Here is a 22,542-nt window from a genome sequence, read left to right as displayed (position 1 = left end):
TGGGTCAACGCCTAGCCATTGGATGCAAACGCATCCATCAAAAAACCAAAACGCATTTCGTCAGCGGCACGGATTTTCCCGTTCGAAAAATCAAGGTGCGCGACAGACAGCAAAGCATCTATACGCGCCTAAAAATCAGCGATGTATTGATGCCGCCAAATGCGAAGTTGTTGCTCATCACATACTCCATCGCCATGGCTCGCCCTTGACCCTGCAGGTAGTCGAGCTCCGCGCAGCGGGGGTCCACTTTGTGCAGGTTGAGCGTGGGGGCGAACCATTGCTGACGGGCCATCTCAATGGTCATCCAGGCCTCAAGCGCTCCACAAGCCCCCAAGGTGTGGCCCATGTAGCTCTTCAGCGACGAAATGGCGGCGCGGGAGCCGAAAACCTCTGCTGTGGCGTGAGATTCCGCCACATCGCCGTGGTCTGTGGCCGTGCCGTGGGCGTTCACGTAGGGGATGGCTGATGGCGGCAACCCAGCGTCCTGCAGCGCCAAGCGCATGGCCTGGGCCATGGTGGCAGCGTTGGGCTGGGTGACGTGGGTGCCGTCGCTGTTGGTGCCAAAGCCCACGATTTCAGCCAGCACCTGCGCGCCCCGGGCCAGAGCGTGCTCGCGCTCCTCCAGCACGAAAGTGCAGGCCCCCTCGCCAAGCACCAGACCATCGCGCTCGGCGTCAAAGGGCCGTGGCGTCAGCTGCGGTGTGTTGTTGTACTGGACGCTGGTGGCAAACAGGGTGTCAAACACCGCAGCCTGGGTGGCGTCAAGCTCCTCGGCACCACCGGCCAACATGGCCACTTGTTGGCCATGGCGAATGGCCTCATAGGCATAGCCCAAGCCCTGACTGCCCGAGGTGCAAGCGCTGCTGGTGGGGATGACACGACCGCTCAGCCCAAAGAACACGCCGATATTGACGGCGGCGGTGTGCGACATCATCTTGATGTAAGTGTTGGCGTTGATGCCCTCGGTGCTCTTTTCATTGAGCATGCGGCCAAAGTCGCCGATGGAGCGCGGCGTGCCCGATGAGGACCCGAACGACACCCCCATCTGGCCGCTGCGCAGCAAGGGGTCGTCCAACAAACCGGCTTGCGCCAGGGCTTGCTCTGCGCAGCGCACCGCCATGACCGCCACACGCCCCATGCTGCGCGTGGTCTTGCGGTTGTAGCGATTGGGGTCCAACTCGAAGGGCGCGGCCGGCGCGCCCACGCGCGTGTTCAGCCCTTCGTAGGCGTCCCAATCGCTGAGGTGTTGCACCGCATTCTGGCCACTGCGCAGGCTGCGCTCGACGCTGGCCCAATCGCAACCCAGGGGGCTGATGGCTCCCACGCCTGTGATGACGACGCGCTTCATCCCACCATTCCTCCATTGACTGAAATGACCTGCCTCGTGATGTAGCCCGCATCCTCGCTCATCAAGAAGGCCACGGTGGCAGCAACCTCATGGGCCTGCCCCATGCGTTGGGCAGGAATCAGGCGCAGCGCCTCTTCCAAAGCGCGTGGCTCCAGCGCCGAGTCCACCATCTCGGTTTCGATCAGGCCTGGCGCCACACAGTTGACCGTGATCTTGCGGCTTGCCAGCTCCACGGCCAGGGCCTTGGTGGCGCCAATGATGCCGGCTTTAGACGCACTGTAGTTGACCTGCCCCCGATTGCCCATCAGCCCCGACACCGAGGCCAGCGTGACGATACGACCAGGCTGGCGCCGACGCACCAGCGGCATGGTCAGCGGATGCAGCACGTTGTAGAAGGCGTCTAGGTTGGTGTGAATGACTTGATCCCAGTCCTCTTCACTCAAGGCCGGAAAGGCCGCATCGCGCGCGATGCCGGCATTGCACACCACCCCGTAGTAGCAACCGTGAGCCTCCACGTCAGCCAGCAAAGCCTCGGCACAGGCCTTGCGATCGCTGATGTCGAAGCTCAGCACGCGGGCTGCGCGCCCCAGGTCCTGGATTTGCTGAGCCACGCTTTGTGCCTCGTCGCGGCGCGCGCGGCAGTGCACCACCAAGTCGTAGCCCTCACGCGCCAAGCGCAGAGCAATGGCACGCCCAATGCCACGGCTGGAGCCCGTCACCAGCACTGTTTTGTTCTTTACTTCATTCATGACTGAGAAATTCCTGAATATCTGAAGGCTCAAATACCGTGAGCTGGGCCTGCGCCACTTCACTGCCTTGCAACCAGATGCTGCAGGCAAACTGGCCCAGCCCGTTGTCGGCTTGGTATTGCCGCTCCACGTGAACTTGCAAGCACTGACCCAGCGCAAAATGGGCCAGCGTGCATCGGTAGCGCCGCGTGCCCAGCAGCAGGCCCACGCGGGGTTCACCGCCTTCACGCGCGCGGCGCTGCACGCCCGCCCAAGCCGCCACGGCCTGCGCCATCAGCTCAATGCCCACCCAGGCTCCCACGCCTTCGGCCGTGGGGTCGGAGTTGAGAAAGAGGTGCTCAGGCGTGATGTCGGCCTCGGCCACCAGACGCTCACCCTCGCACTGCACCACGCGCGACAGCAGCCGCATGGCCTGTCGGTGCGGAATCAATTCATCCAGCGGCACGGCCGCCCAGTCGGTAGAAGCCTCAGGCGTCATGGCTGAAGATCAGCGCGGCATTGCTGCCGCCAAATGCAAAGGAGTTGCTCATCAAGTGCCTCGGAGCACGACCAAGTCGACTGCCCGGCTCGACCAAGCGCAGCGCAGGCAGGCTGGCGTCCACCACACCATCCCAGTGGTGCGGCAGTAGCTGCCCTGTGGGATTGTCTTTTAGCGCAAGCCAGCACAGCGCAGCCTCCAGCGCTCCGGCGGCGCCCAAGGTGTGGCCCGTGAGGGGCTTGGTGGAACTGCACCAGACCTGCGTGCCCAGCACCTCGGCCACGGCCAGGCTTTCCATGGCGTCGTTTTGAACCGTGGCCGTGCCGTGCAGGTTCAGGTAGTCGATGTCAACGGGGCTCAGCGCGGCACGCTGCAAGGCTGCGCGCATGGCGGCAATGGCGCCCGCACCGCTGGGATCAGGGGCAGAGATGTGGTGAGCGTCCGTGCTCTCTCCCCAGCCGGAGAGGCGCACGGCAGCGGCCTCGCGGGTCATCAGGAACAATGCAGCAGCCTCGCCGATATTGATGCCGCAGCGCTGTGCGCTCATGGGGTTGCAACGCGCCAGCGCGATTGAATCCAAGGCCGAAAACCCCGCCACGGTGAACTGACAAAGCGAATCCGCGCCGCCACACAGCACGGCATCCACCCAGCCCGCCTGCAGCCAGCGGGCCGCCGCGGCCATGGCTTTGGCACTGGAGGAGCAAGCGGTGGAGATAACGTATGACGGCCCCTGCGCGCCAACGCAGTGCGCCAGAAACTCGGCCCCGGAATCCAGCTTTTGCTGGTGGGCCGAATAGGGCTCAGGGAAGACGCCGTGCTGGTGACGATGGCGCCAAGCCAGCTCGGCCTCACCAATGCCTGACGTGCTGGTGCCCAGCACCACGCCCACGCGCGCCGCGCCGTAGCGGGCAACCGCCTGCTCCACCGCGCCCTGGATTGGTTGCAAGGCCTGCAGCAAGAGCGCGTTGTTGCGGCTGCGCCAGGCCTTGGGGTAGGCCGACAAATCGGGCAGCGCCGCATTCACCAAGCCCAGATGCAAGGGCGGGCCTGACCAAAAATCTTCGTACAGCGCAACGCCCTGCGCGTGGTCAGCCCACATGGCTTCGCGCACGGCTTGGGCGCTGCTGCCCAAGGCGCAGGTCACCCCCATGTCGTTCAAATAGACCTGTGTCACGCGTCACCTCCCACAGGCTGAGACTCGATGGTGAGCCGGTACTGCTCGGCAAAATTTTCGATCTGCAATTGACTCTGCCCCAGCAGCTGCCCCTGCCACTGCAGGCGCCACTGCAGCTGCCCGTCGCACCAGAGCTGGCGCTGCTGTGCAGACTCTTGCAGCTCGCAACCCGGCGCCAGCTGCGCACGCAGGGCCTGCGCAGGCCAGTACACCAGGCTCAAGTCACGCAAGATGCGCTGCCCATCAACATGCGATGGCAGACGGGGGTGGCGCTCCTCTTTCAAAGCGGCGCCGTCCCAGCGCAGACTCAACACCCGCATACCCATGGCAAAGCCAGCCAGGCGCAAGCCCTGCGCGTCGATTTCCAGCTGCACATCCACCACCTCGGGCGTGGCGCGTGGCGCGGCCAGCGAACTCACACTCAGGCGCTGGCTCAATGCCACGTCGGCCTCACGCAAGGCCGGCGGCAGGCGCAGTTGCGCCATGGCCCGCATGGCGGGCGACCCATCGTCCAACGCTGCGCCGGGCTGCGGCCATGCAGGCTGGCGGGTCGCCGCGCAGCCCGCCAGCACCATCGCCCCCACAAGCGTGACAAGGTGGCCTCGCATGATCAGGCCTTGGTCAAGCGCATGAGGCTGTGGCAATAGCCAATGCCATCGCGCAAAGTCAGCAGGCGCAGGCCCGCTTGCTCGGCCAGACGAACATAGTCGCTGGCTTGGTAGACGCGTGAATTGCCGCTGGCCATGGCAGTGAAGTAGGGCGAGGTGTTGATCAGGCAGTAGGCCGCGATGTCGTAGCGTTGGCGGTCCCACAGCGTGTCCAGAATCAGCACCTGGCCGTTGGGCGCCAGGGCCGCCGCCACGCGCTTGAAGATGCTGGCAATTTGTGCCTCGCCAAAGCAGCTCAGGAACTGGCTCATCCACACCAGGTCCATGCCGGTGGGCAGCGCGCTTGCATCGTCCAGCATGTCGCGCGGGTGGAATTGCGCGCGCTGTGCCAAATCGGCCTGCTCCAGCGTGCTTTGGGCCAGGGCCAGCTGCTGAGGCAAATCCACCAGATTGAGCTGCACCTGCGCGTCATAGCGCAAGGCCGCCAGGCTGAACTTGCCGGTGTTGGCGCCAATATCCATGAGCTTGCGCGGTGCGGTGGCAAACACATCGGGCAGCACATCGGGGAAGGAGGTGTCGGAGTAGTGGTGGTCGAACTCAAACCAGCTCGTGCGCGCGGGCTCAGGCAGCGTGGACAAGCCTTGGTAGATGGTCTCCCACGCGCCCAGATGCGGCAGCCCCAGGGGCTGCTGCGCGTCCAGCGAGCGCCCCAGATCGAACAGGCCTTGGTAGCAGACGTCGTGCACAAAGTTGAAGTTCACCTGCGTGATGCGGTCGGTCAGCACGCAATACCCCATCTTGTCCAAGACCCAACGACCCTCGCGCAAATACACCACGCCCGCCGACAGGCAAGACTCCAGCGACACCACCAGCGCGTAATGACTCCATCCCCCTTGGCTGTGTAACTGCTCCGTGCTCAGCCCCTGCTCACCCGCATCAGCCAAGGCCTGCAGCACGCCACGCTTCCAGGCGTAGTGCACGCAGTGAAAAACCACCGGGCCAAAGGCCAGCTTCTGGGCTTCAAAACGCGCATCAAAGGCCGATTGCTTTTGCGGTGAAAACTTCTTGTCTCGCAGAGCAGATGAATCAGTCATGTTCTTTTGTTTGAGGGAGGAACACCGGGGACAGCCACCAAGAGAGGCTCACCCCGAGCAACATCGTCAAGCCAAACGCCCGCAAAGCGGGTGTGCTTGACAGGGCCAACAGCCCGAAAGACATCAAGGTCGACAAGGCTGACAAACTCACCGACAAGAATGGCGCCAACAACTGAGGCTGGGGTTGCTCCAGCAAGAAGATGCCGTAGTCCACGCCTAGCCCCAGCAGTATCAGCAGCGGCAGCACATGAAAGAGCTGCAGCGACTGCCCACATGCCAGCAGCAGGGCCACACTCAGCATCGAGGCCAGTGCGGTTGGTGCCAGCGCACGCCAGGCGCGGCGCCCAAAGCGGCAGGCCAGCACAGCCCAAACCACCCCGTAGCCCACGAGCAAGAGATACACCATCAGCACCCGGTAGTGCTGCATCAGCTGCGAGGTGCTGCCGACTTTATCCACCCAGCTCACACCACCCGCGGGGTCTTGCAATGCGGCCAAAGCAGGCAGGGGCAGCACGCCGGACGACGGGTCGCCATGCAAGAGCACAACGCTGGCCCAGCGCCCATCGGCCTGCTGCCCCAGCCACTGCGCACGCAGTGGCTCTGACACCGCCGACTGCAGCCAAGCCTCGGGGTGCAGCGGCAGCCAATCGTTAGGCGCACTCGGCAGGTCCTGCCCCACAGCCTGGGCCAGCGGCGCACGCAGCGCGACCAAACGCTGTTGGCGCAAACCGCCATCCTGAGCCTGCCTGCGCAGCGAAGGGACCCACTGCGACACCGCCTGAGCACGCACGCCGAGCGCTTCGATACGCGCCACCAGCGCCTCTTCGCGCTGCAGCAGGTCTTGCTCGGCTGCGGCAGTCACAACATAGAACTGGCCCAGCGCTGGCAAGCGCATGATGCGGCCGACCTCGCGCTGTGCCTCGATCAACTGAGGGGGTGCACTTTGCAAGCTGCGGATGTCATCGTTGCTGCGCCACAGCAGGGCCACCGCCACCGTCGCCAGCAGCAAAGCGCCCAAGGCCCACACTACGGCACCGGACTTGGGCTGCCACCAGCGCGCACGCCACCCTCCCAGCCAGCGCGCCAGCGGACGCGGCGCAGGCGCCGCACCTTCAAGCCAAGGAAACCACAGCTGCACCGTCACAAAAGCCACCACCAAGCCCGTGGCTGAAAACAGCGCCATTTGCTGCAAGCCAGGAAAGGGTGCGATAGCCATCAGGGCGTAAGCCACCACGGTGGTGAGCATGGCCAGGCTGACGGTAGGCCACTGCACGCCCAGCAGCGCGAACTTGTCCTGCAGCGGGCTGCCCATGCGGGCGCAAAAGTAGTTGCTCCCATAGTTCTCCGCCACACCCAGCAAGGTGGCGCCGAACACCAAGGTCAGCAAATGCACATTGCCAAACACCAGCCAGGTGGTGGAGACCGCGGCGAGCAAACCCACAGCCATGGACAGCGTAACCAGCACGCGCGGCCGCAACGAGCCGAACGCCCACCAGGTCAGCAACACCACGGCAATGAGCGAACCCAGGCCGATGGTGTGCACCTCCTGGTGCGCCTGCTCGGCCGCCGCCACCGCAAACAGCGGTATGCCCGCACGCAGCAGCCGAAGTTCCGTACTGCCCCATTGCAAGCGGGCCTGGGCTTGGGCGGCATCCAGACGCTGCACCAAGTCCTGCTGCTGGCGCAAGGCAAAGGCCGAGTCCCCGCCTTGCAAAACCAGCACGGCGTAATGCCAGCCCTCGTGCTGCACCATCAGGCGCCCTTGCTCCACACGCACGGGGCTGAGCTGCGCACGCTGCAGCATCCAGCGCCCGGCCAGGTTGAGGGGATCGCGCGTCCAGTGCTCCAGGCGCGGCATGCCCACGGTCTGGTGCAAGCCAGCCAGGGCCTGCTGCACCAGGCTGTCGGCGGTGGCCGTCTGCAGCAGCTGCCGGTCTTGCGGCGTGAGCAAGACGCCCTGGCGGGGGCGATAGAAATCCACCCAGGCGGACTCTTGCGTGCCAGCCACCTGGTAGCGAGCCTGCAAGCCTTGTTGCCGCAGTTGCTCAGCAAGGGTGTCACCCGCCGCGCGTGCCTGCTGTGCTTGCGTAGCACCCACCAGCACGATCACCCGCCCCTCACCGGCCTGCGCCAAGCCTCGCAGCGCCGACCCCACCACCTCGTCTTGCTGCGTCTTGGGCAGCATGGCCATGATGTCGCTATCGAGCACGCGCCCGCTGCTCAGCCACAACCAAGCGTTATGCCCAAGCACAGCCAGCACCAACGCCAGCCACAACCACGCCAACCGTCGATGTCGATGCGGAGCCAAAAACCAAGTTCGCATGGGGTTCAATCAAACTTGGGCACGGGGTCTGGGGCTGTTTCACGCAGCTGCGTGAAACGGATCTTGGTGATGTCGCCCGAGGCTTCAGTGAGACTCACCTCACGCACCAGGCGGTCGCCCTGCATGGTGATGCTTTGCAACATCTGGCGCCAGGCCTCTTGCCGGGGCGTGAGCTCCAAAATCCAGCCCTGCTCCGCGCGCAGCGCACCTCGAACCTGGAACTGCGCGTCCAGCGCTGTCACGTCGCCCGCCAGCAGGGCCAGCATCATGCTGTTGACCAGGCGCAAAGCGGGCTCCTGCTGCACGTCCACCTGAGTGACGCGCTGCCCGCCTTGGCTGGTGATGATTTCGCGGCTGGTCAAGCGCAACTCGCTGGCAAAAGGGCGCAGGGTGCGCCAAAGCACACCACGGCCGCGCGCCACCACAAACTCGCCTTGCGAGCGAAGCGGCTGCTTGAAGCCTTGCACCTGCTTGCTTTGCTCAAACTGCCCTTGCAGCCAGGCAGGCTGGGCCAGACGTTGGCGCACGCCTTGCAGCAATTCAGGCTGCTGCGCAGCAGCGCCCGCGTGAAGCCCTGCCAGCAGCGCAGCCAGACTCAAGGCAAGCAGGGTGTGGCGGCGATTGGAATGGGAGGCTTTCACTGGGGGCGGACTCCGAGCTTGTCCCACAGCACCTGTGGGCACACATAGGCCATTTCACGCGTCGCAATCTCCACAGCCACCTGCACGCTGCGGGCCTTGGTCAGCACGCGGCCAGACGCAGCATCGCGTATGCGGTAGTCGATCACAAGGCGGTTTTCGTACTCCACGATCTCGGCGCGGATGCGCAAGCCTTGCCCATATTCAATCGGGGCCACGTACTTCAAGCGCATATCGACGATGGGCCACACATAGCCCGAATCGCGCATCTGCGGGTAGTCGTAATCGAACTTCTGCAGCAAGGCGGTGCGCGCATGCTCGAGGTATTTGAGGTAGTTGCCGTGCCAGACCACCGCCATCGGGTCGAAGTCATGAAAGGCGGGCGACCAGTCGATTTCAACACCCAGATCAAGACTCATACAGTCCCCACACACGTTGGCGCTGTGCCGCCACCAGCGTGCGCAGCACGCCGTCCAGCGCCATGTCTTCTTCGACCAAAGGCACTTGATCCTGCAGCTGCTGCTGCATGCTTTGCAGCACCGCTGTCAGTGCCAAAGGCTGCAGGCGCTGACGCAAAGCCAGCCCTTGGCGCGCTGCAATCACCATACCTGCGAGCACTTGCTCGGTCAGCTCCAAAACCCGCAGGCAGTCACGCGCAGCAATGGTGCCCATGCTGACCTTGTCTTGGTTGTGGCATTCGGTGGAGCGGCTGAACACAGAGGCGGGCATGGTGTGCTTGAGCGCTTCGGCCGTCCAGGCCGAGACACTGATCTGCAGCGCCTTCAAACCGTGGTTGATGGACGCACGCGCGCCTTGCGCACCCGACAGATTGGCAGGCAGGCCATGGTTGTAGCGGGCGTCCACCAGCAAGGCCAGCTGGCGGTCCATCAAGTCCGCCACATTGGCCACGGCAGCCTTCAAAGCATCCATGGCAAAAGCAATATGACCGCCATAGAAATGGCCGCCGTGCAACACGCGCTCGCCCTGGGCATCGATGATGGGGTTGTCGTTGGCGCTGTTGAGTTCGTTCTCAATCCAAACGCGCAGCATGCTCAATGCGTCCTCCAGCACGCCGATGACGTGCGGCGCACAACGCAGCGAGTAGCGGTCTTGCAGCCGCTGCTCATTGCGTGGCGGACGGTCGCTGGCGAGGTCTTGCCGCAAGCGCTGGGCCACGCGCTGCTGTCCGGCGTGGGGTTTGACGGCAAACAGGCTTTCGTCGAAATGGTGCGCATTGCCTGCGCTGGCCAACACATTGAGCGCCGTGACGCGTGTAGCCAGGCGGGACACCTGATCGGACCGCTGCCATGCCAAGCAAGCCAGCGCCGTCATCACCGCCGTGCCGTTCATGATGGCCAGGCCCTCTTTGGGGCGTAGCTTCAGGGGCTGCATGCCGCTGGCGCGCAAAGCCTGCGCCGCAGGCATGCGCTCACCGCGCCACAGCACTTCGCGCTCACCACACAGCACCGCGGCAACGTAGCTCAGCGGTGTCAAATCACCCGAAGCACCCACCGAACCCTCGCTGGGAATCAGGGGCAAGACGTCGTGCTGCAGCAAATGCACCAAACCGCGCAGCAAGTCCACGCTCACACCCGAGACCCCTTGCGAGAGGGACTGCAAGCGCACCGCCAGCACGGCACGGGTTTGCTCTGGGCTCAAATAGGCACCTGCCCCGCAGCCGTGATAGGTGTAGAGGTGGTGCGGCAGCTCCGCCACCAACTCTGGGGGGATGACCACCGTGCAGGAATCCCCATAGCCGGTGGTGACGCCATAGATCACGCCGTCCTCAGCCAACAAGCGGGCCACGAAATCGGCGCCGGCCTGGATGCGCGACAAAAACGCGGGTGAATCGTCCAGCACCGCCACAGCGCGCTGCTCGGCCAAAGCCACGATGGACTCGATGTCCAGCGCGCTGCCGTTGAAGACGATACGTGGAAGCTCAGGGTGTGCCATGGCGTTGCGCCCAAAAGTCATAAAAGTTGAACCAGTCCAGCGGCGAACTCAGCACGCTGCGCTCTAAGGCCGAAACATATGCCTGCAAATAGGGTTGCATGGACGCTTCTCGCGCCTGGCGGGAGAGCTGCACCGACGGCGCCAACAACTCGAACCTGACGGCGTAGCCCTGCCCCTCGTGCAGGCAGCTCATGTAAAACAGCGGGCACTTGAGCAGCGCAGCCAGCACATAGGGACCCATGGGAAATGCCGCACTCTCGCCCAAAAACGACGCCTGCAACACGCGCTGGCTGTTGACCGGCACCCGGTCTGCCGCAATGGCCACACAGTCGCCAGCCTCCACGCGCTCGGACAGCTCTTGGGCCAACGCGGGCGTGATCTCGGTGACCTCAATCAGGCGCACCCAAGACTGCTGGGCTTGCGGCTGCAAGCGCTCCAAGATGCGATTGAAGGCCTGCGCATGGCGGGTGTGCACCAACACATGCAAGCGCAAATCCGGAACCCGCTGCGCCAGCACCCGGCACAACTCCAGGCAACCGGTATGCGCCGTGGCCAGCACCATGCCGCGCCCTTGCTGCAAATGGGCGATGGCTGCCTCGTGACCTTCGCAGCGCACGCGCGCCGCCGGATAGCGACCGCCCATGGCCAGCAACTTGTCCAGCATGGTGTCCGCAAACAGCGCGGCATGGCGCAGGCTGCTCCAAGCTCCAGGCTGGGGCATGCGCTCGGGGGCAAAACGATGCAGGCGTTGCAGATACCCCATGCTGCTGCTGCGCAGTGCAGGACGGCACAGCCAATGCACCAACACCACCGGCCACATCACCGCCCGAAACACCCGCCGCCCTGCCATGCGGTAGAGCGCATACAGCAGCCAGATGCCAAGCACAAAGGTGGACTCTTGCATGCCCGCCCAGTGGCGAGTGGAGGATGCGCGCGCTTGAGGTTTCAACGCTGCCCCTTGCGCCACAAGAGCAGGGGCAGGCGCAGCAGCATGCCGAAAAACAAACGCGTGTGCATCCAGGAGATCAGCGCGTTGTCACGCAGCACCTTGAAGTGCGACACCCCGTCTTGCGGGTAATGCACGCGCGTGGGCATGTTCAGCACGGGCACCCCAGCCCACACCAGACGCACGGCAATCTCCACATCAAAGTCCATGCGACGCCCCAGCCGCGCCGCGTTGATGCAGCCCACCGTAGGCGCCAAGGGATAGACGCGGTAGCCGCACATGGAGTCTTTGATGGCCAGTGACAGCGTGTTGATCCACACCCAGATGTGCGTGGCGTAGCGCCCATATAGCCGCCCTTTGGGCACACTGGCGTCGTAGACGGGGCAACCACAGATGAAGTGCTCGGGGTGCTGAGCCGCGGCTTGGATGAAGCGCGGCAAATCGGCGCAATCATGCTGGCCATCAGCGTCGATCTGCAGCGCATGAGATGCCCCTGCCCGTGCCGCAGCCTGCAAACCGGCCATCATGGCGCCGCCCTTGCCTTGGTTCACGGGCAGGCGCAACACCGTCACATTTTGGCTGTCCTGCGCGGCCAGCCGCTGCAGCACGGCTGCGCATTGGGGTTCGCTGCCGTCGTCCACCAAGATCACCGGCAAATTCACGGCGCGCAGATGGGCCACCACTTGCTGCACGGGCACGGCATGGTTGTACACGGGCACCACAGCAATCAAGCGCGGCGTGGCGGCTGCAGGCCGGGTTTCAGAATCCCTCATACACCGGGGCTTTCATAACGCAGCTTCCCGCTGGCATGGGCACCGGCGGCAGACTGAAACGAGAAACTCAACAGCGGCGCTTGCCAGCTCAGGTGCAAGGTCACCGCAGAACCCGGTCGAATCACCTGCTGGAACTTCACGGCATCAGCGCCTGCAAACCGACCCTGAAGGGCCAAGAACTCGTGCGCAAAACGCTGTGCCCAATCGAGTTGGGCCACGCCGGGCACGATGGGATGCCCGTCGAAATGCCCCTGGAACTGCGGCAAGCGCGGGTGGATGTCCAGCAGCAATTCGACGCTCTGCGTCTGACGCGAGCGCACACGCACGCCAGGGCGGCGCGGGTCGAACAAGTGCTGCAAAGCCTGTTGCGTGCACTTGCCCTGGCTGTTGCTGGGCAGGCAGGACTCAAAACGCCAGCGCTTGGGCAGGGTCACACGCTCAAGGCTCGTGGCCACCAGGGCTTGCAGCCGCGCCACGAAATCGCGCTTACCCTCGCGCTCCAGATGCGCCCAACCCTCAGCGGTGGGGACGGCCACCACGGCCAGCTCTTCGCGCCCGCCATGGTCCAGCACCAGCACGCGCACCTCTTCCAAATGGCCGCCGTCCATCAAGCTCTGCTCCACACGTTGAGCAGAAACACGCTTGCCTTCGACCTTCACCACACGGTCCATGCGCCCGAGCAGCTCAAACCCAGCGCCCAGCGGACGCACGCTATCGGCACACTCCACCCAGCGCTGCGGCTCAGGCATATGGGCACAGCGCAGCTGCAGTTGGCCGTGCTCGCTCACGCGCCACTGGACGTCAGGCAGAGGCTGCCAGGCCCAAGGGCCCACGCCCTTGCGTTGACGCCAGGCAATGCCACCGGTTTCGCTGCTGCCAAACACCTCCACGGGCGCGCAGCCAAACGCACGCTCGCAAGCAGGCAGGGCGTCTGGGGGCAGTGGGCCGCCGCTGCAAAACACAGCGGCCACATCCAGACGTTCGAGTTGCGGCGGCAAACGACGCAGCTGCGATGGGCTGGCCACCACCACTGCCTTGCCCCCTTGGGCTTGTACGGCGGCCCACAGCGCCTCGGCAAAGGCATGCCGCTCGGCATGCAGTCGCCGACCCGCCGCCCAAGGCCAAAGTACGCGAAACAAGAGGCCGTAGATGTGCTGGTGTGACACCATGCCCAGTACATCGGCCTCACCCAAAGTCGGGCCCCAGAGCTGCTCCAGCGCATCAAGCTCCTGGAACAGCATCTGCAGTGTTTTGGGTATGGGCTGGGGCTCACCGCTGCTGCCAGAGGTGAACACCACCACACCGAGATGCTGCAGCGGCAAGGGCTGCAGCGGCAGGTGCTCTGCGGACGGCGCAGGCAAGTCCGCGGGCGTGAGCACGGGCTGGCTCAACTCCCGGGATTCCGGCACAACGAACAAGGACACCCGCCCCGCCAGTGCCGCCAAGGTTGCGGGCGTCAGATCGGCAGCCAGCCACACGGTCTTGCCGGCATGCCAGGCCCCGAACAGCGCGCACGCAAACTCCAAGCTGTCGTCGAGATAGAGCGCAAGCTCCGTGCCCTGCTGCAAACGCAAGGTTTGCGTCCACTGAGCCACCCGGGCATGCAGCGCCTGGGCTGGCACCAAACAGCCCTGCCGGACACCCAAGGGAGCCGCTAGGGCGGCCTCGCCCAAGGGCGTGGAGAACAAGGTACTCAGACGCATGCTGGGCTTGTTCATGGCGCTTTGGCTTGCGCGCGGTGCAGGTGCTGGCGCCAGCACCACTCACCCAGCATCAGGGCGCCAATCAACAAGTAGGCAATCAGCCCGTTGTAGAGGGCCCATGCAGCATCAGACATGTACAGAACAGTGATCAAAGCCATCGAGGCGTTGGCAATAAAGAATGCGCACCATAGCTGCGTCACGCGCCGGGTGTAGCGCACGCCGGCTGGTGGCAAATCGGGCTCACGCAGGCGGGCCAGAAACTCCACCACGGGCATCCCGCCCTTGCGCAGCGAAAACCCAAACCACCCCAGCAAAGCCAGGTTGACCGCCACCGGGTACAGCTTGAGCGGGAGGGCAGAGTTGCCCAGCAAGGCAGCCAAGCCCAGCGCAAGTGCGCCCAAAGCCATGGCCCATGGCAAAACCCGCGAGCCACCGCGCTTGACCACGGCTGCGCGCAGCACCACCACCAAGAGCAGTGGTGCCAGCCAGCGCGGCTCGAAGTGCGTCAAGCCCTGGTAGACAAGCACGGGATAGAGCAGCGTCAACGCGCCCAGCAAGATGGTGTACCAGGGCAAGTCAGTCGCCTGTGTTGGCTTTGGCCATCAGGCCCTGCAGGGCATCCGCCACATCCTGCAAGGTGCGAACGGCCTTGAAAGCCTCAGGCTGCAGCCGTTTGCCCACGACGGGTTTGAGCTTGACGATGAGGTCCACGGCGTCGATGGAGTCGATATCGAGGTCCTCATAGAGCCGCGCCTCGGGCTTGATGCGCTGCGGATCGATGTCGAAAGTCTCGACCAGGATTTGTTGTAGCTTCTGAAAGATTTCGTCGTTCGTCATAACCGACTCATGCGGAGGCTGGTGCGCGTTGGCTGGACACGAGCTCTGCCAATGCATTGACGCTGGCAAAGTGCTTTTTGGTGTTCTCGGACTCTGCCGACAAGCTGATGCCAAACTTCTTTTGCAGCGCCAGACCCAGCTCCAAGGCATCGATGGAGTCCAGCCCCAAACCGTCGACAAAAAGAGCTTGCTCGGCGTCGATGTCGTCGGGCGTCATGTCTTCCAAATTCAGCGCCTCGATGAGCAGCTGCTTGATCTCAAGAACCAATTCTTGCGGGACTGGCGTGGCCATTTGAAAAGTACCAAGTTAGGTGGTCGGTCAATCGACGTGCCGCCAAAGCCGGCTCAGCGGCTTCAGCGAGGAAAGGCTCCACGGGAATATCGTCTTCCACGCAGATGCGGAAATGAAGCGGCCTCGGCGCAACCTGCCACCAGCGCTGCCCCTTGTACAAGCCCAGCGGCGCACAATGAATTCGCACCGGAGTGACGTCGCGGCGGGCTCTTGTGGCGATGTGCGCCGCGCCACGCTGCAAGCGCAAGGCCTCACCTGGCCTGCTGCGCGTCCCCTCGGGGAAGATGATCAGGTTGCCGCCTTGGTCCATGCTGTGGGTGCTGCTGGCCACCAAGGCCTCGCCAGCATCGTTGCAGATGTAGCCAGCCGCCCTCAGTGGGCCGCGGGTACAGGGATTGCGCCAAAGTGCAGCCTTCACAATGCAGTCGGCATTGCGAACCAGCCATATCAAAAACACGACATCGATCAAGGTCGGGTGGTTCGCCAGAATGAGCAAGCCCGCGCGATTGAGCCGCTCACGCCCGTGCACCTCATAGGTCACCAAGCGCAGAACCACCATGAGGTGGATAAAGCCGCCAAACAGCAGGGAGACCGTCATCCGCGCCCAACGCCGACGCAGGTCTTGAGACCACACCAGCAGGTTCAGCAGCGGCACGAGCAACACCGTCAGCAGCAAGCCACCCAGGCCAAAACAAGTAAACGCCAAGGCAGTGGCGAAGATTCTCCAAAGCCTGGTCAAGCGGCGCATCGTGGGTCCCGCACCAAAGAAAAGCCCCCACATCCAAGTGCATGGCTGACGCCACGTCCCGCGCCGACGAGAAACGCCAGCAAGTCCAAGGACGCATTCGGGCCGTTCTCAGACAAGGCGAGGTCATCCCCCTGTCGCAAGCTCAGGCCTTGCGCCTGCCCATCCAACACCACGGCCCACGCGCGCAGGCTGGGCACAACATCAGCACACGGGCGGGCCTGCAACTCCGCCGCGTAGGACTCCGGCACCGGCTGCTCAACACTGAGCAAGATCACGCGGCTGGCGCCGTCCTTGATCAGGGCCAGCGCTTCCAGCAGCCCCGCATGTGCACTACCGTCTGCGCCACTCAGCGCTGTGATGTTGCCGCGACACTGTTGCGCGATGGCATGTTGCGCCACCGCCGCGTTATGCACCGATAAACTGAATTGCGTCGGTGACACACCCTGCCCCGACGCCAAAGACTGAAGCATGGTCACAGCGCGGCCAACTTCCCCCCAACCCGAAGCCAAGACAATAGGCCCCTCAAAGCCAATGTCCGGTAGCACCTCATGCGCTACCTGAAACAAGGCTCGCCCAAAGGGCTCTAGGCGCCGACGCTGCAGGGGTGCCATCCAGGGCAGTGGCGCCATTTCGGCCGAAGCTGGGATCGACGAGGGCGCATCAAACCAGCTCAGCCATTTTTCGTTGGAGTCCAGACCTGGTGCCCACGCGGACCACCGCTGCACGCCGAAGCTGATAAGAGCACCACCAGACATTTGTTGAAATTGTTGAATACGGTGTCAAAGACCGCAGGCGCGCGATTCTAATGAGTGCTGCTCACCGCAACCGTGGTCACCCACCTTTTGGGGTGGTGAGGGAAATTGCGGGGTCCAAGAATGTAAAAACCCGCAACAAGTTGCGGGTTGTCTTGAACCAAGCCTGAGGGCCGGATCGTTCTTCAGCGCTTGCTGCGGAACCTGCGCAAGGCCGCAATCTGCGCCGCCATGATGGCGAATTCGCTTTGCGCCTTGGCAAAGTCGATGTCGCTCTTGGCGTTTTTCATGGCCTCTTCGGCCTGCTTCTTGGCTTCGTTGGCCTTGGCTTCGTCCAAGTCCTTGCCGCGGATGGCAGTGTCGGCCAGCACGGTCACGGTGCCAGGCTGAACTTCCAGCAGACCGCCAGCGACGAAGACGAATTCCTCGCCACCGTCGGCACGCTCGATGCGCACGGCACCGGGCTTGATGCGCGTGATCAAGGGCGTGTGCTTGGGCAGGATGCCCAGCTCGCCGCCTTCACCAGGCAGCGCCACGAACTTGGCCTCGCCCGAGAAGATGCGCTCCTCGGCGGACACCACGTCAACATGAATGGTTGCCATGTTCAATCTTTCTCGCGTTGAAGTTGAAGTAAGTCTGCTTCCCCAACCCTCGTTCCCAGCGAGGAAGAAGGTGCAGGAAGCAAGCAGTCGGGTCTCAGGCTAGGCGTCGCGCACAGCCGGACTCCCTGTCCGGCGAGCACGGCAACGACGCCTGAGGCCCAAATGCGCCGCTTACTGCAGCTTCTTCGCCTTTTCGAAGGCTTCGTCGATCGTGCCGACCATGTAGAACGCCTGCTCAGGCAGGTGATCGCACTCGCCGCCCACGATCATCTTGAAGCCACGGATGGTTTCCTTCAGCGGCACGTACTTGCCGGGCGAGCCGGTGAAGACTTCGGCCACATGGAAGGGCTGCGACAGGAAGCGCTGGATCTTGCGAGCGCGGGCCACGGCCAGCTTGTCTTCAGGCGACAGCTCGTCCATACCCAGAATCGCGATGATGTCGCGCAGTTCCTTGTAGCGCTGCAGAATGCCCTGCACCGCACGCGTGGTGCTGTAGTGATCTTCGCCCACCACGTTGGGGTCCACTTGACGCGAGGTCGAGTCCAGCGGGTCCACAGCGGGGTAGATGCCCAGCGCAGCGATGTCACGCGACAACACGACGGTGGCGTCCAAGTGAGCAAAGGTCGTGGCAGGCGAGGGGTCGGTCAAGTCATCGGCAGGCACGTAAACGGCCTGGATGGAGGTGATCGAACCCACCTTGGTGGAGGTGATGCGCTCTTGCAGGCGACCCATTTCTTCGGCCAGCGTCGGCTGATAGCCCACGGCAGAAGGCATACGGCCCAGCAGTGCGGACACTTCGGTACCGGCCAGGGTGTAGCGGTAGATGTTGTCCACGAAGAACAGCACGTCACGGCCTTCGTCACGGAAGGACTCAGCCATGGTCAGGCCCGTCAGCGCCACGCGCAGACGGTTGCCCGGAGGCTCGTTCATCTGACCGTAGACCATGGCCACCTTGGAGTCTTTGAGGGACTCGAGGTTGACCACGCCGGAGTCGGCCATCTCGTGATAGAAGTCGTTGCCCTCACGGGTACGCTCGCCCACGCCAGCAAACACCGACAGACCGCTGTGGGCCTTGGCGATGTTGTTGATGAGCTCCATCATGTTCACGGTCTTGCCCACGCCGGCACCACCGAACAGACCCACCTTACCGCCCTTGGCGAAGGGGCAGATCAAGTCGATCACCTTGATGCCGGTTTCCAGCAGTTCGGTCGAGGGGCTCAGCTCGTCGTAAGCCGGAGCCTTGCGGTGGATGGAGGCGGTGGCCGACTGGTCGATGTCGCCGCGCTCGTCGATGGGGTTGCCCAGCACGTCCATGATGCGGCCCAGCGTGGGCGCACCCACCGGCACGCGAATGGTGTCACCGGTGTTGTAGACCTCGGTGCCACGACGCAGACCGTCGGACGAGCCCAGAGCAATGGTACGCACCACGCCGTCGCCCAGCTGCTGCTGAACTTCCAGCGTCAGCGCCGAGCCTTCCATCTTCAAGGCGTCATAGACCTTGGGCATCTGGTCGCGGGGGAACTCCACGTCCACCACGGCGCCGATGCACTGAACGATCTTGCCCACTGGTTGAGTGTTAGCCATTTTTTCGTTCCTTCAATTCAAATCGTTGCGTTGCCTGCGATCAGCCCACGGCGGCGGCGCCACCGACGATCTCGCTGAGCTCCTTGGTGATGGCGGCTTGGCGGGTCTTGTTGTAGACCAGCTTGAGCTCAGCAATCAGGTTGCCTGCGTTGTCGGTTGCGGCCTTCATGGCCACCATGCGTGCCGATTGCTCGGACGCCATGTTCTCTGCGACGGCCTGGTAGACCAGCGCCTCGGTGTAGCGCACCAGCAGCTCGTCAATGACGGTGGCTGCGTCCGGCTCGTAGATGTAGTCCCACGAGTGGCTGGCGCCTTCGCCCTTCATGCCTTCAGCCGTCAGCGGCAGCAGTTGCTGCACCACCGGCTCTTGCTTCATCGTGTTGATAAAGCGTGTGTAGCAGAGGTAGACGGCGGACAGCTCGCCAGCGGCGTACTTGTCGAGCAGCACCTTGACCGGGCCGATGAGCTTCTCGATGTGCGGCTGGTCGCCCAGCTGCGTCACATGAGCCACCACCTTGGCGCCAATGCGGTTCATGAAGCTGTTGCCCTTGTTGCCGATGGCAACGACTTCAGCCTTCTGACCCTCACCTTCAAGCTCTTTGAGCTTGTTGGTGGTGGCGCGCAGCAGGTTGGTGTTCAAGCCACCACAAAGACCCTTGTCGGTCGTCACCACCACAAAGCCCGCCACCTTGGCCTGGTCGTTCTTGACCATGAAAGGGTGGTGGTATTCGGGGTTGGCCTGGGCGAGATTGGCGGCGATGTTGCCGATCTTCTCGCTGTAGGGGCGGGCTGCACGCATCCGGTCCTGCGCTTTGCGCATTTTGGAAGCGGACACCAGCTCCATGGCCTTGGTGATCTTCTTCGTGTTCTCGAAGCTCTTGATCTTGCCGCGAATTTCCTTGCTTGATGCCATGATTTCTCCTGTTCAGATGGGGCGGCTCAGCAGTGCTTGATCCGCCCCGTCATGGGCATTAGGCGAAGGACTTCTTGAACGTGGTGATGGCAGCGTTCAGCTCGGCTTCAGCATCCTTGTCCATGGCCTTATCGGCCTCCAGCTTGGCCAGCAAAGCGGCGTGGCTGGTCTTCAGGAACTGGTGCAGACCGTGCTCGAAAGGCAGAACCTTCTTGACGTCCAGGCTGTCCATGAAGCCCTTGTTGGCCGCGTACAGCGAAGCCGCCATCAAGCTGATGGGCAGAGGCGAGTACTGAGCTTGCTTGAGCAGTTCAGTCACGCGCGCGCCGCGGTCAAGCTGCTTGCGGGTGGCTTCGTCCAGATCGGAAGCGAACTGCGCGAAGGCAGCCAGCTCACGGTACTGCGCCAAGTCGGTACGGATACCGCCGGACAGGGACTTGATCAGCTTGGTCTGGGCCGCACCACCGACGCGAGACACCGAAATACCGGCGTTGATCGCGGGGCGGATACCTGCGTTGAACAGGTTGGTTTCCAGGAAGATCTGGCCGTCAGTGATCGAGATCACGTTGGTCGGCACGAAGGCCGACACGTCACCGGCTTGCGTTTCGATGATGGGCAGCGCCGTCAGCGAACCGGTCTTGCCCTTGACTTCACCCTTGGTGAAGGCTTCGACGTACTCGGCGTTGACGCGAGCGGCACGCTCCAGCAGGCGGCTGTGGAGATAGAACACATCGCCAGGGAAAGCTTCGCGGCCCGGGGGACGACGCAGCAGCAGCGAAACCTGGCGGTAAGCCACGGCTTGCTTGGACAGATCGTCATACACGATCAGCGCGTCTTGGCCGCGGTCGCGGAAGTACTCACCCATCGTGCAGCCAGAGTAGGCCGAGACGTACTGCATGGCTGCAGACTCAGAAGCCGAGGCTGCCACGACGATGGTGTAGTCCATCGCACCAGCAGCTTCCAGGGCGCGCACGACGTTCTTGATCGACGAAGCCTTCTGGCCGATCGCGACGTACACGCAGGTCATGTTCTGACCCTTCTGGTTGATGATCGCGTCGATGGCCACAGCGGTCTTACCGGTCTGGCGGTCGCCAATGATCAGCTCGCGCTGACCACGGCCGACGGGCACCATGGAGTCGATGGACTTCAGGCCGGTTTGCACGGGCTGGTCCACAGACTTACGGGCGATCACGCCGGGAGCGACCTTTTCGATCACGTCCGTCATCTTGGCGTTGATCGGGCCTTTGCCGTCGATGGGTTGACCCAAGGCGTTGACCACGCGGCCGATCAGCTCGGGGCCCACGGGCACTTCCAGAATGCGGCCCGTGCACTTGACGGTGTCGCCTTCAGAGATGTGCTCGTAAGCGCCCAAAATCACGGCACCCACGGAGTCGCGCTCGAGGTTCAGCGCCAAGCCGAAGGACGGTTGACCGTCGGCACTGGCGGGGAACTCCAGCATTTCGCCTTGCATCACATCGGACAAGCCGTGGACACGCACGATGCCGTCAGACACGGAAACGACCGTGCCCTGGTTGCGGACATCGGTCGAAGCGCCCAGGCCTTCGATACGGCTTTTAATCAGTTCGGAAATTTCAGCAGGATTCAGTTGCATTGCTTGCTCCCATGGAGTCGCGGGTTGCTGCCCTCAGGCAGGGCACGCAACCCGGGTTCATCGGGGTATACGCGTTTCGTATCCGGTCCTTCAGGCCGCCAATGCGGCCTTCATACGCTCCAACCGCGCTTTGACGGAGGTATCCAGCACCTCGTCGCCGACCACCACGCGGATACCGCCGATCAAGGCAGGCTCCAGCTCAACATGGGCTTGCAGCTTGCGACCGAAGCGCTTCTCCAGCGTAGCAATCACCTCGGCCAGCTGAGCGGGCTCGATGGGGAAAGCGCTGTAGATGCGCGCATCGGCCACGCCGGAAGCGGCGTTGGCCAGGACGTGGAACTGCTCGACCATCGCCGGCAGCGCGGCCAGGCGACCGTTGGCAATCACCTCACGCAGGAAGTTCAGCACACCCGGCTGCAGCGTCGTTTTGGCGGCAGCCACCATGACGTCAATCACCTGTTCGGCGCTGACCTTGGGGCTGTCGGCAAACTGGCGCAGCTGGCTGTCCTGAGCGACCAGGGCCAGCGCGTCGAGCTGCTGCCTCCAAGTGGAGACATCCTGACGGGATGCCACCTGGAACAGCGCCTCGGCGTACGGGCGGGCAATGGTTGCGAGTTCAGCCATGATTACAGCTCCGTCTTCAGACGGCCCAGCAATTCGGCATGCACGCCAGCATTGACCTCGCGTTGCAGAATTTGCTCAGCACCTTTGACGGCCAGTGCAGCCACTTGCTCGCGCAGGGCTTCACGGGCACGCACCGACTGCTGCTCGGCCTCAGCCTTGGCAGCGGTAACGATCTTGGCGCCTTCATCGACTGCACGCTGCTTGGCCTCCTCCACGATGGCGGCTGCACGCTTTTCAGCGTCAGCCAACAGCTTGGCGGTTTCGTTGCGCGTTGCGGCGAGTTGCTCGTCGACCTTTTTGTTGGCAGTAGCCAGCTCGGCTTTCGCCTGGTCAGCGGCAGCCAAGCCCGCACGGATTTTTTCAGCGCGCTCGTCCAGCGCCTTGGTAATGGGCGGCCAAATGAATTTGGCCGTGAACCACACCAGGATGAAGAACGGAATCCACTGAATGAAAAGGCTTGCGTTGATATTCACGGCACGATCCTTTCAGTCGTGAAAGGTTTCGAGCGGATTACTTCGGCAGGAAGGGGTTTGCGAAGGCAAACAGCAGAGCAATTGCCACGCCGATCAGGAATGCAGCGTCGATCAGACCGGCCAAGATGAACATCTTGGTCTGCAGTTCACCCATCAACTCGGGTTGACGAGCAGAAGACTCGAGGAACTTACCGCCCATCAGTGCGATACCGATCGAAGCGCCGATTGCGCCCAGACCAACGATGATGCCGCAAGCCAGAGCGACGAGGCCGAGGGTGTTTTCCATTGTTTGCTCCTGAGAGGTTGAAAAAGAAGGAA

25 protein-coding genes are annotated in these 22,542 nt (G+C 63.3%); all 25 read right to left on the bottom strand.

Features of this window, described 5'->3' with window-relative positions:
- Positions 1-118: 118 nt before the first annotated feature.
- The 25 genes from ACG0Z6_RS00560 to atpE all read right to left on the bottom strand — a co-directional run bounded on the left by ACG0Z6_RS00560 (position 119) and on the right by atpE (position 22,510).
- On the bottom strand, positions 119-1,348 hold the full coding sequence (locus ACG0Z6_RS00560; RefSeq protein WP_394457815.1) for a beta-ketoacyl-ACP synthase: 1,230 nt from the start codon (positions 1,346-1,348) through the stop codon (positions 119-121).
- Complete coding sequence (locus ACG0Z6_RS00555) at positions 1,345-2,097, bottom strand: 3-ketoacyl-ACP reductase FabG2 (RefSeq protein ID WP_394457813.1); 753 nt, start codon at positions 2,095-2,097, stop codon at positions 1,345-1,347. The genes ACG0Z6_RS00560 and ACG0Z6_RS00555 overlap by 4 nt, the downstream gene beginning before the upstream one ends.
- Complete coding sequence (locus ACG0Z6_RS00550) at positions 2,090-2,575, bottom strand: hotdog family protein (protein ID WP_394457811.1); 486 nt, start codon at positions 2,573-2,575, stop codon at positions 2,090-2,092. The genes ACG0Z6_RS00555 and ACG0Z6_RS00550 overlap by 8 nt, the downstream gene beginning before the upstream one ends.
- Complete coding sequence (locus tag ACG0Z6_RS00545) at positions 2,565-3,725, bottom strand: beta-ketoacyl-ACP synthase (RefSeq protein WP_394458787.1); 1,161 nt, start codon at positions 3,723-3,725, stop codon at positions 2,565-2,567. The genes ACG0Z6_RS00550 and ACG0Z6_RS00545 overlap by 11 nt, the downstream gene beginning before the upstream one ends.
- A 20-nt stretch (positions 3,726-3,745) precedes the next feature.
- Positions 3,746-4,357 (bottom strand): DUF3261 domain-containing protein, encoded by a 612-nt coding sequence (locus tag ACG0Z6_RS00540; RefSeq protein ID WP_394457810.1) that lies wholly within the window; start codon positions 4,355-4,357, stop codon positions 3,746-3,748.
- Positions 4,358-4,359: 2 nt separating this feature from the next.
- Complete coding sequence (locus ACG0Z6_RS00535; RefSeq protein ID WP_394457809.1) at positions 4,360-5,451, bottom strand: SAM-dependent methyltransferase; 1,092 nt, start codon at positions 5,449-5,451, stop codon at positions 4,360-4,362.
- A complete protein-coding gene (locus ACG0Z6_RS00530; protein WP_394457808.1) occupies positions 5,444-7,774 on the bottom strand; it encodes an MMPL family transporter in 2,331 nt (776 codons plus the stop codon). The genes ACG0Z6_RS00535 and ACG0Z6_RS00530 overlap by 8 nt, the downstream gene beginning before the upstream one ends.
- A gap of 5 nt (positions 7,775-7,779) precedes the next feature.
- Complete coding sequence (locus ACG0Z6_RS00525; protein ID WP_394457806.1) at positions 7,780-8,415, bottom strand: LolA family protein; 636 nt, start codon at positions 8,413-8,415, stop codon at positions 7,780-7,782.
- Positions 8,412-8,831, bottom strand: coding sequence for an acyl-CoA thioesterase (locus ACG0Z6_RS00520; protein ID WP_394457804.1), 420 nt, complete (start codon positions 8,829-8,831; stop codon positions 8,412-8,414). Before ACG0Z6_RS00520 ends, ACG0Z6_RS00525 begins: the two co-directional genes overlap by 4 nt.
- Positions 8,821-10,365 (bottom strand): HAL/PAL/TAL family ammonia-lyase, encoded by a 1,545-nt coding sequence (locus ACG0Z6_RS00515; protein ID WP_394457802.1) that lies wholly within the window; start codon positions 10,363-10,365, stop codon positions 8,821-8,823. The genes ACG0Z6_RS00520 and ACG0Z6_RS00515 overlap by 11 nt, the downstream gene beginning before the upstream one ends.
- The gene (locus ACG0Z6_RS00510; protein WP_394457801.1) at positions 10,352-11,269 is read right to left on the bottom strand and encodes an LpxL/LpxP family acyltransferase; all 918 of its coding nucleotides are present in this window, start codon (positions 11,267-11,269) and stop codon (positions 10,352-10,354) included. Before ACG0Z6_RS00510 ends, ACG0Z6_RS00515 begins: the two co-directional genes overlap by 14 nt.
- A gap of 41 nt (positions 11,270-11,310) precedes the next feature.
- Positions 11,311-12,084 carry a glycosyltransferase family 2 protein gene (locus ACG0Z6_RS00505; protein WP_394457799.1) on the bottom strand — a complete coding sequence of 258 codons (774 nt, stop codon included), beginning with the start codon at positions 12,082-12,084 and terminating at the stop codon, positions 11,311-11,313.
- A complete protein-coding gene (locus tag ACG0Z6_RS00500; RefSeq protein ID WP_394457798.1) occupies positions 12,081-13,802 on the bottom strand; it encodes an ApeI family dehydratase in 1,722 nt (573 codons plus the stop codon). The genes ACG0Z6_RS00505 and ACG0Z6_RS00500 overlap by 4 nt, the downstream gene beginning before the upstream one ends.
- Positions 13,799-14,362 carry a COG4648 family protein gene (locus tag ACG0Z6_RS00495; RefSeq protein ID WP_394457796.1) on the bottom strand — a complete coding sequence of 188 codons (564 nt, stop codon included), beginning with the start codon at positions 14,360-14,362 and terminating at the stop codon, positions 13,799-13,801. Before ACG0Z6_RS00495 ends, ACG0Z6_RS00500 begins: the two co-directional genes overlap by 4 nt.
- A 1-nt stretch (position 14,363) precedes the next feature.
- Positions 14,364-14,624, bottom strand: coding sequence for an acyl carrier protein (locus ACG0Z6_RS00490; protein WP_394457794.1), 261 nt, complete (start codon positions 14,622-14,624; stop codon positions 14,364-14,366).
- A 7-nt stretch (positions 14,625-14,631) separates the two neighbouring features.
- Entirely contained in the window at positions 14,632-14,916 is a 285-nt protein-coding gene (locus ACG0Z6_RS00485) for a phosphopantetheine-binding protein (protein WP_394457793.1), read from the bottom strand.
- Positions 14,882-15,622: a lysophospholipid acyltransferase family protein gene (locus ACG0Z6_RS00480; protein ID WP_394457792.1), complete on the bottom strand. Its 741-nt coding sequence runs from the start codon at positions 15,620-15,622 to the stop codon at positions 14,882-14,884. The genes ACG0Z6_RS00485 and ACG0Z6_RS00480 overlap by 35 nt, the downstream gene beginning before the upstream one ends.
- 29 nt (positions 15,623-15,651) lie before the next feature.
- On the bottom strand, positions 15,652-16,419 hold the full coding sequence (locus tag ACG0Z6_RS00475; protein ID WP_394457790.1) for a beta-ketoacyl synthase chain length factor: 768 nt from the start codon (positions 16,417-16,419) through the stop codon (positions 15,652-15,654).
- Between the two features lie 182 nt (positions 16,420-16,601).
- Positions 16,602-17,018: a F0F1 ATP synthase subunit epsilon gene (locus ACG0Z6_RS00470; protein ID WP_394457789.1), complete on the bottom strand. Its 417-nt coding sequence runs from the start codon at positions 17,016-17,018 to the stop codon at positions 16,602-16,604.
- A gap of 171 nt (positions 17,019-17,189) precedes the next feature.
- The gene (atpD, locus tag ACG0Z6_RS00465) at positions 17,190-18,602 is read right to left on the bottom strand and encodes a F0F1 ATP synthase subunit beta (protein ID WP_394457787.1); all 1,413 of its coding nucleotides are present in this window, start codon (positions 18,600-18,602) and stop codon (positions 17,190-17,192) included.
- Positions 18,603-18,642: 40 nt separating this feature from the next.
- Complete coding sequence (gene atpG, locus ACG0Z6_RS00460) at positions 18,643-19,515, bottom strand: F0F1 ATP synthase subunit gamma (RefSeq protein ID WP_394457785.1); 873 nt, start codon at positions 19,513-19,515, stop codon at positions 18,643-18,645.
- 58 nt (positions 19,516-19,573) lie between these two features.
- Positions 19,574-21,127, bottom strand: a complete 1,554-nt coding sequence (atpA, locus tag ACG0Z6_RS00455; RefSeq protein ID WP_394457784.1) for a F0F1 ATP synthase subunit alpha — start codon at positions 21,125-21,127, stop codon at positions 19,574-19,576.
- Positions 21,128-21,217: 90 nt separating this feature from the next.
- Positions 21,218-21,751 (bottom strand): F0F1 ATP synthase subunit delta, encoded by a 534-nt coding sequence (locus tag ACG0Z6_RS00450; RefSeq protein WP_394457782.1) that lies wholly within the window; start codon positions 21,749-21,751, stop codon positions 21,218-21,220.
- 2 nt (positions 21,752-21,753) lie between these two features.
- Complete coding sequence (locus tag ACG0Z6_RS00445; RefSeq protein ID WP_394457780.1) at positions 21,754-22,224, bottom strand: F0F1 ATP synthase subunit B; 471 nt, start codon at positions 22,222-22,224, stop codon at positions 21,754-21,756.
- A 37-nt stretch (positions 22,225-22,261) separates the two neighbouring features.
- Complete coding sequence (gene atpE, locus ACG0Z6_RS00440; RefSeq protein WP_394457778.1) at positions 22,262-22,510, bottom strand: F0F1 ATP synthase subunit C; 249 nt, start codon at positions 22,508-22,510, stop codon at positions 22,262-22,264.
- Positions 22,511-22,542 lie beyond the last annotated feature (32 nt).

The sequence above is a fragment of the Roseateles rivi genome (assembly GCF_043555845.1).
GTDB classification, from domain to species: domain Bacteria; phylum Pseudomonadota; class Gammaproteobacteria; order Burkholderiales; family Burkholderiaceae_C; genus Roseateles; species Roseateles rivi.
This window is presented reverse-complemented; position numbering and strand designations above follow the sequence as displayed.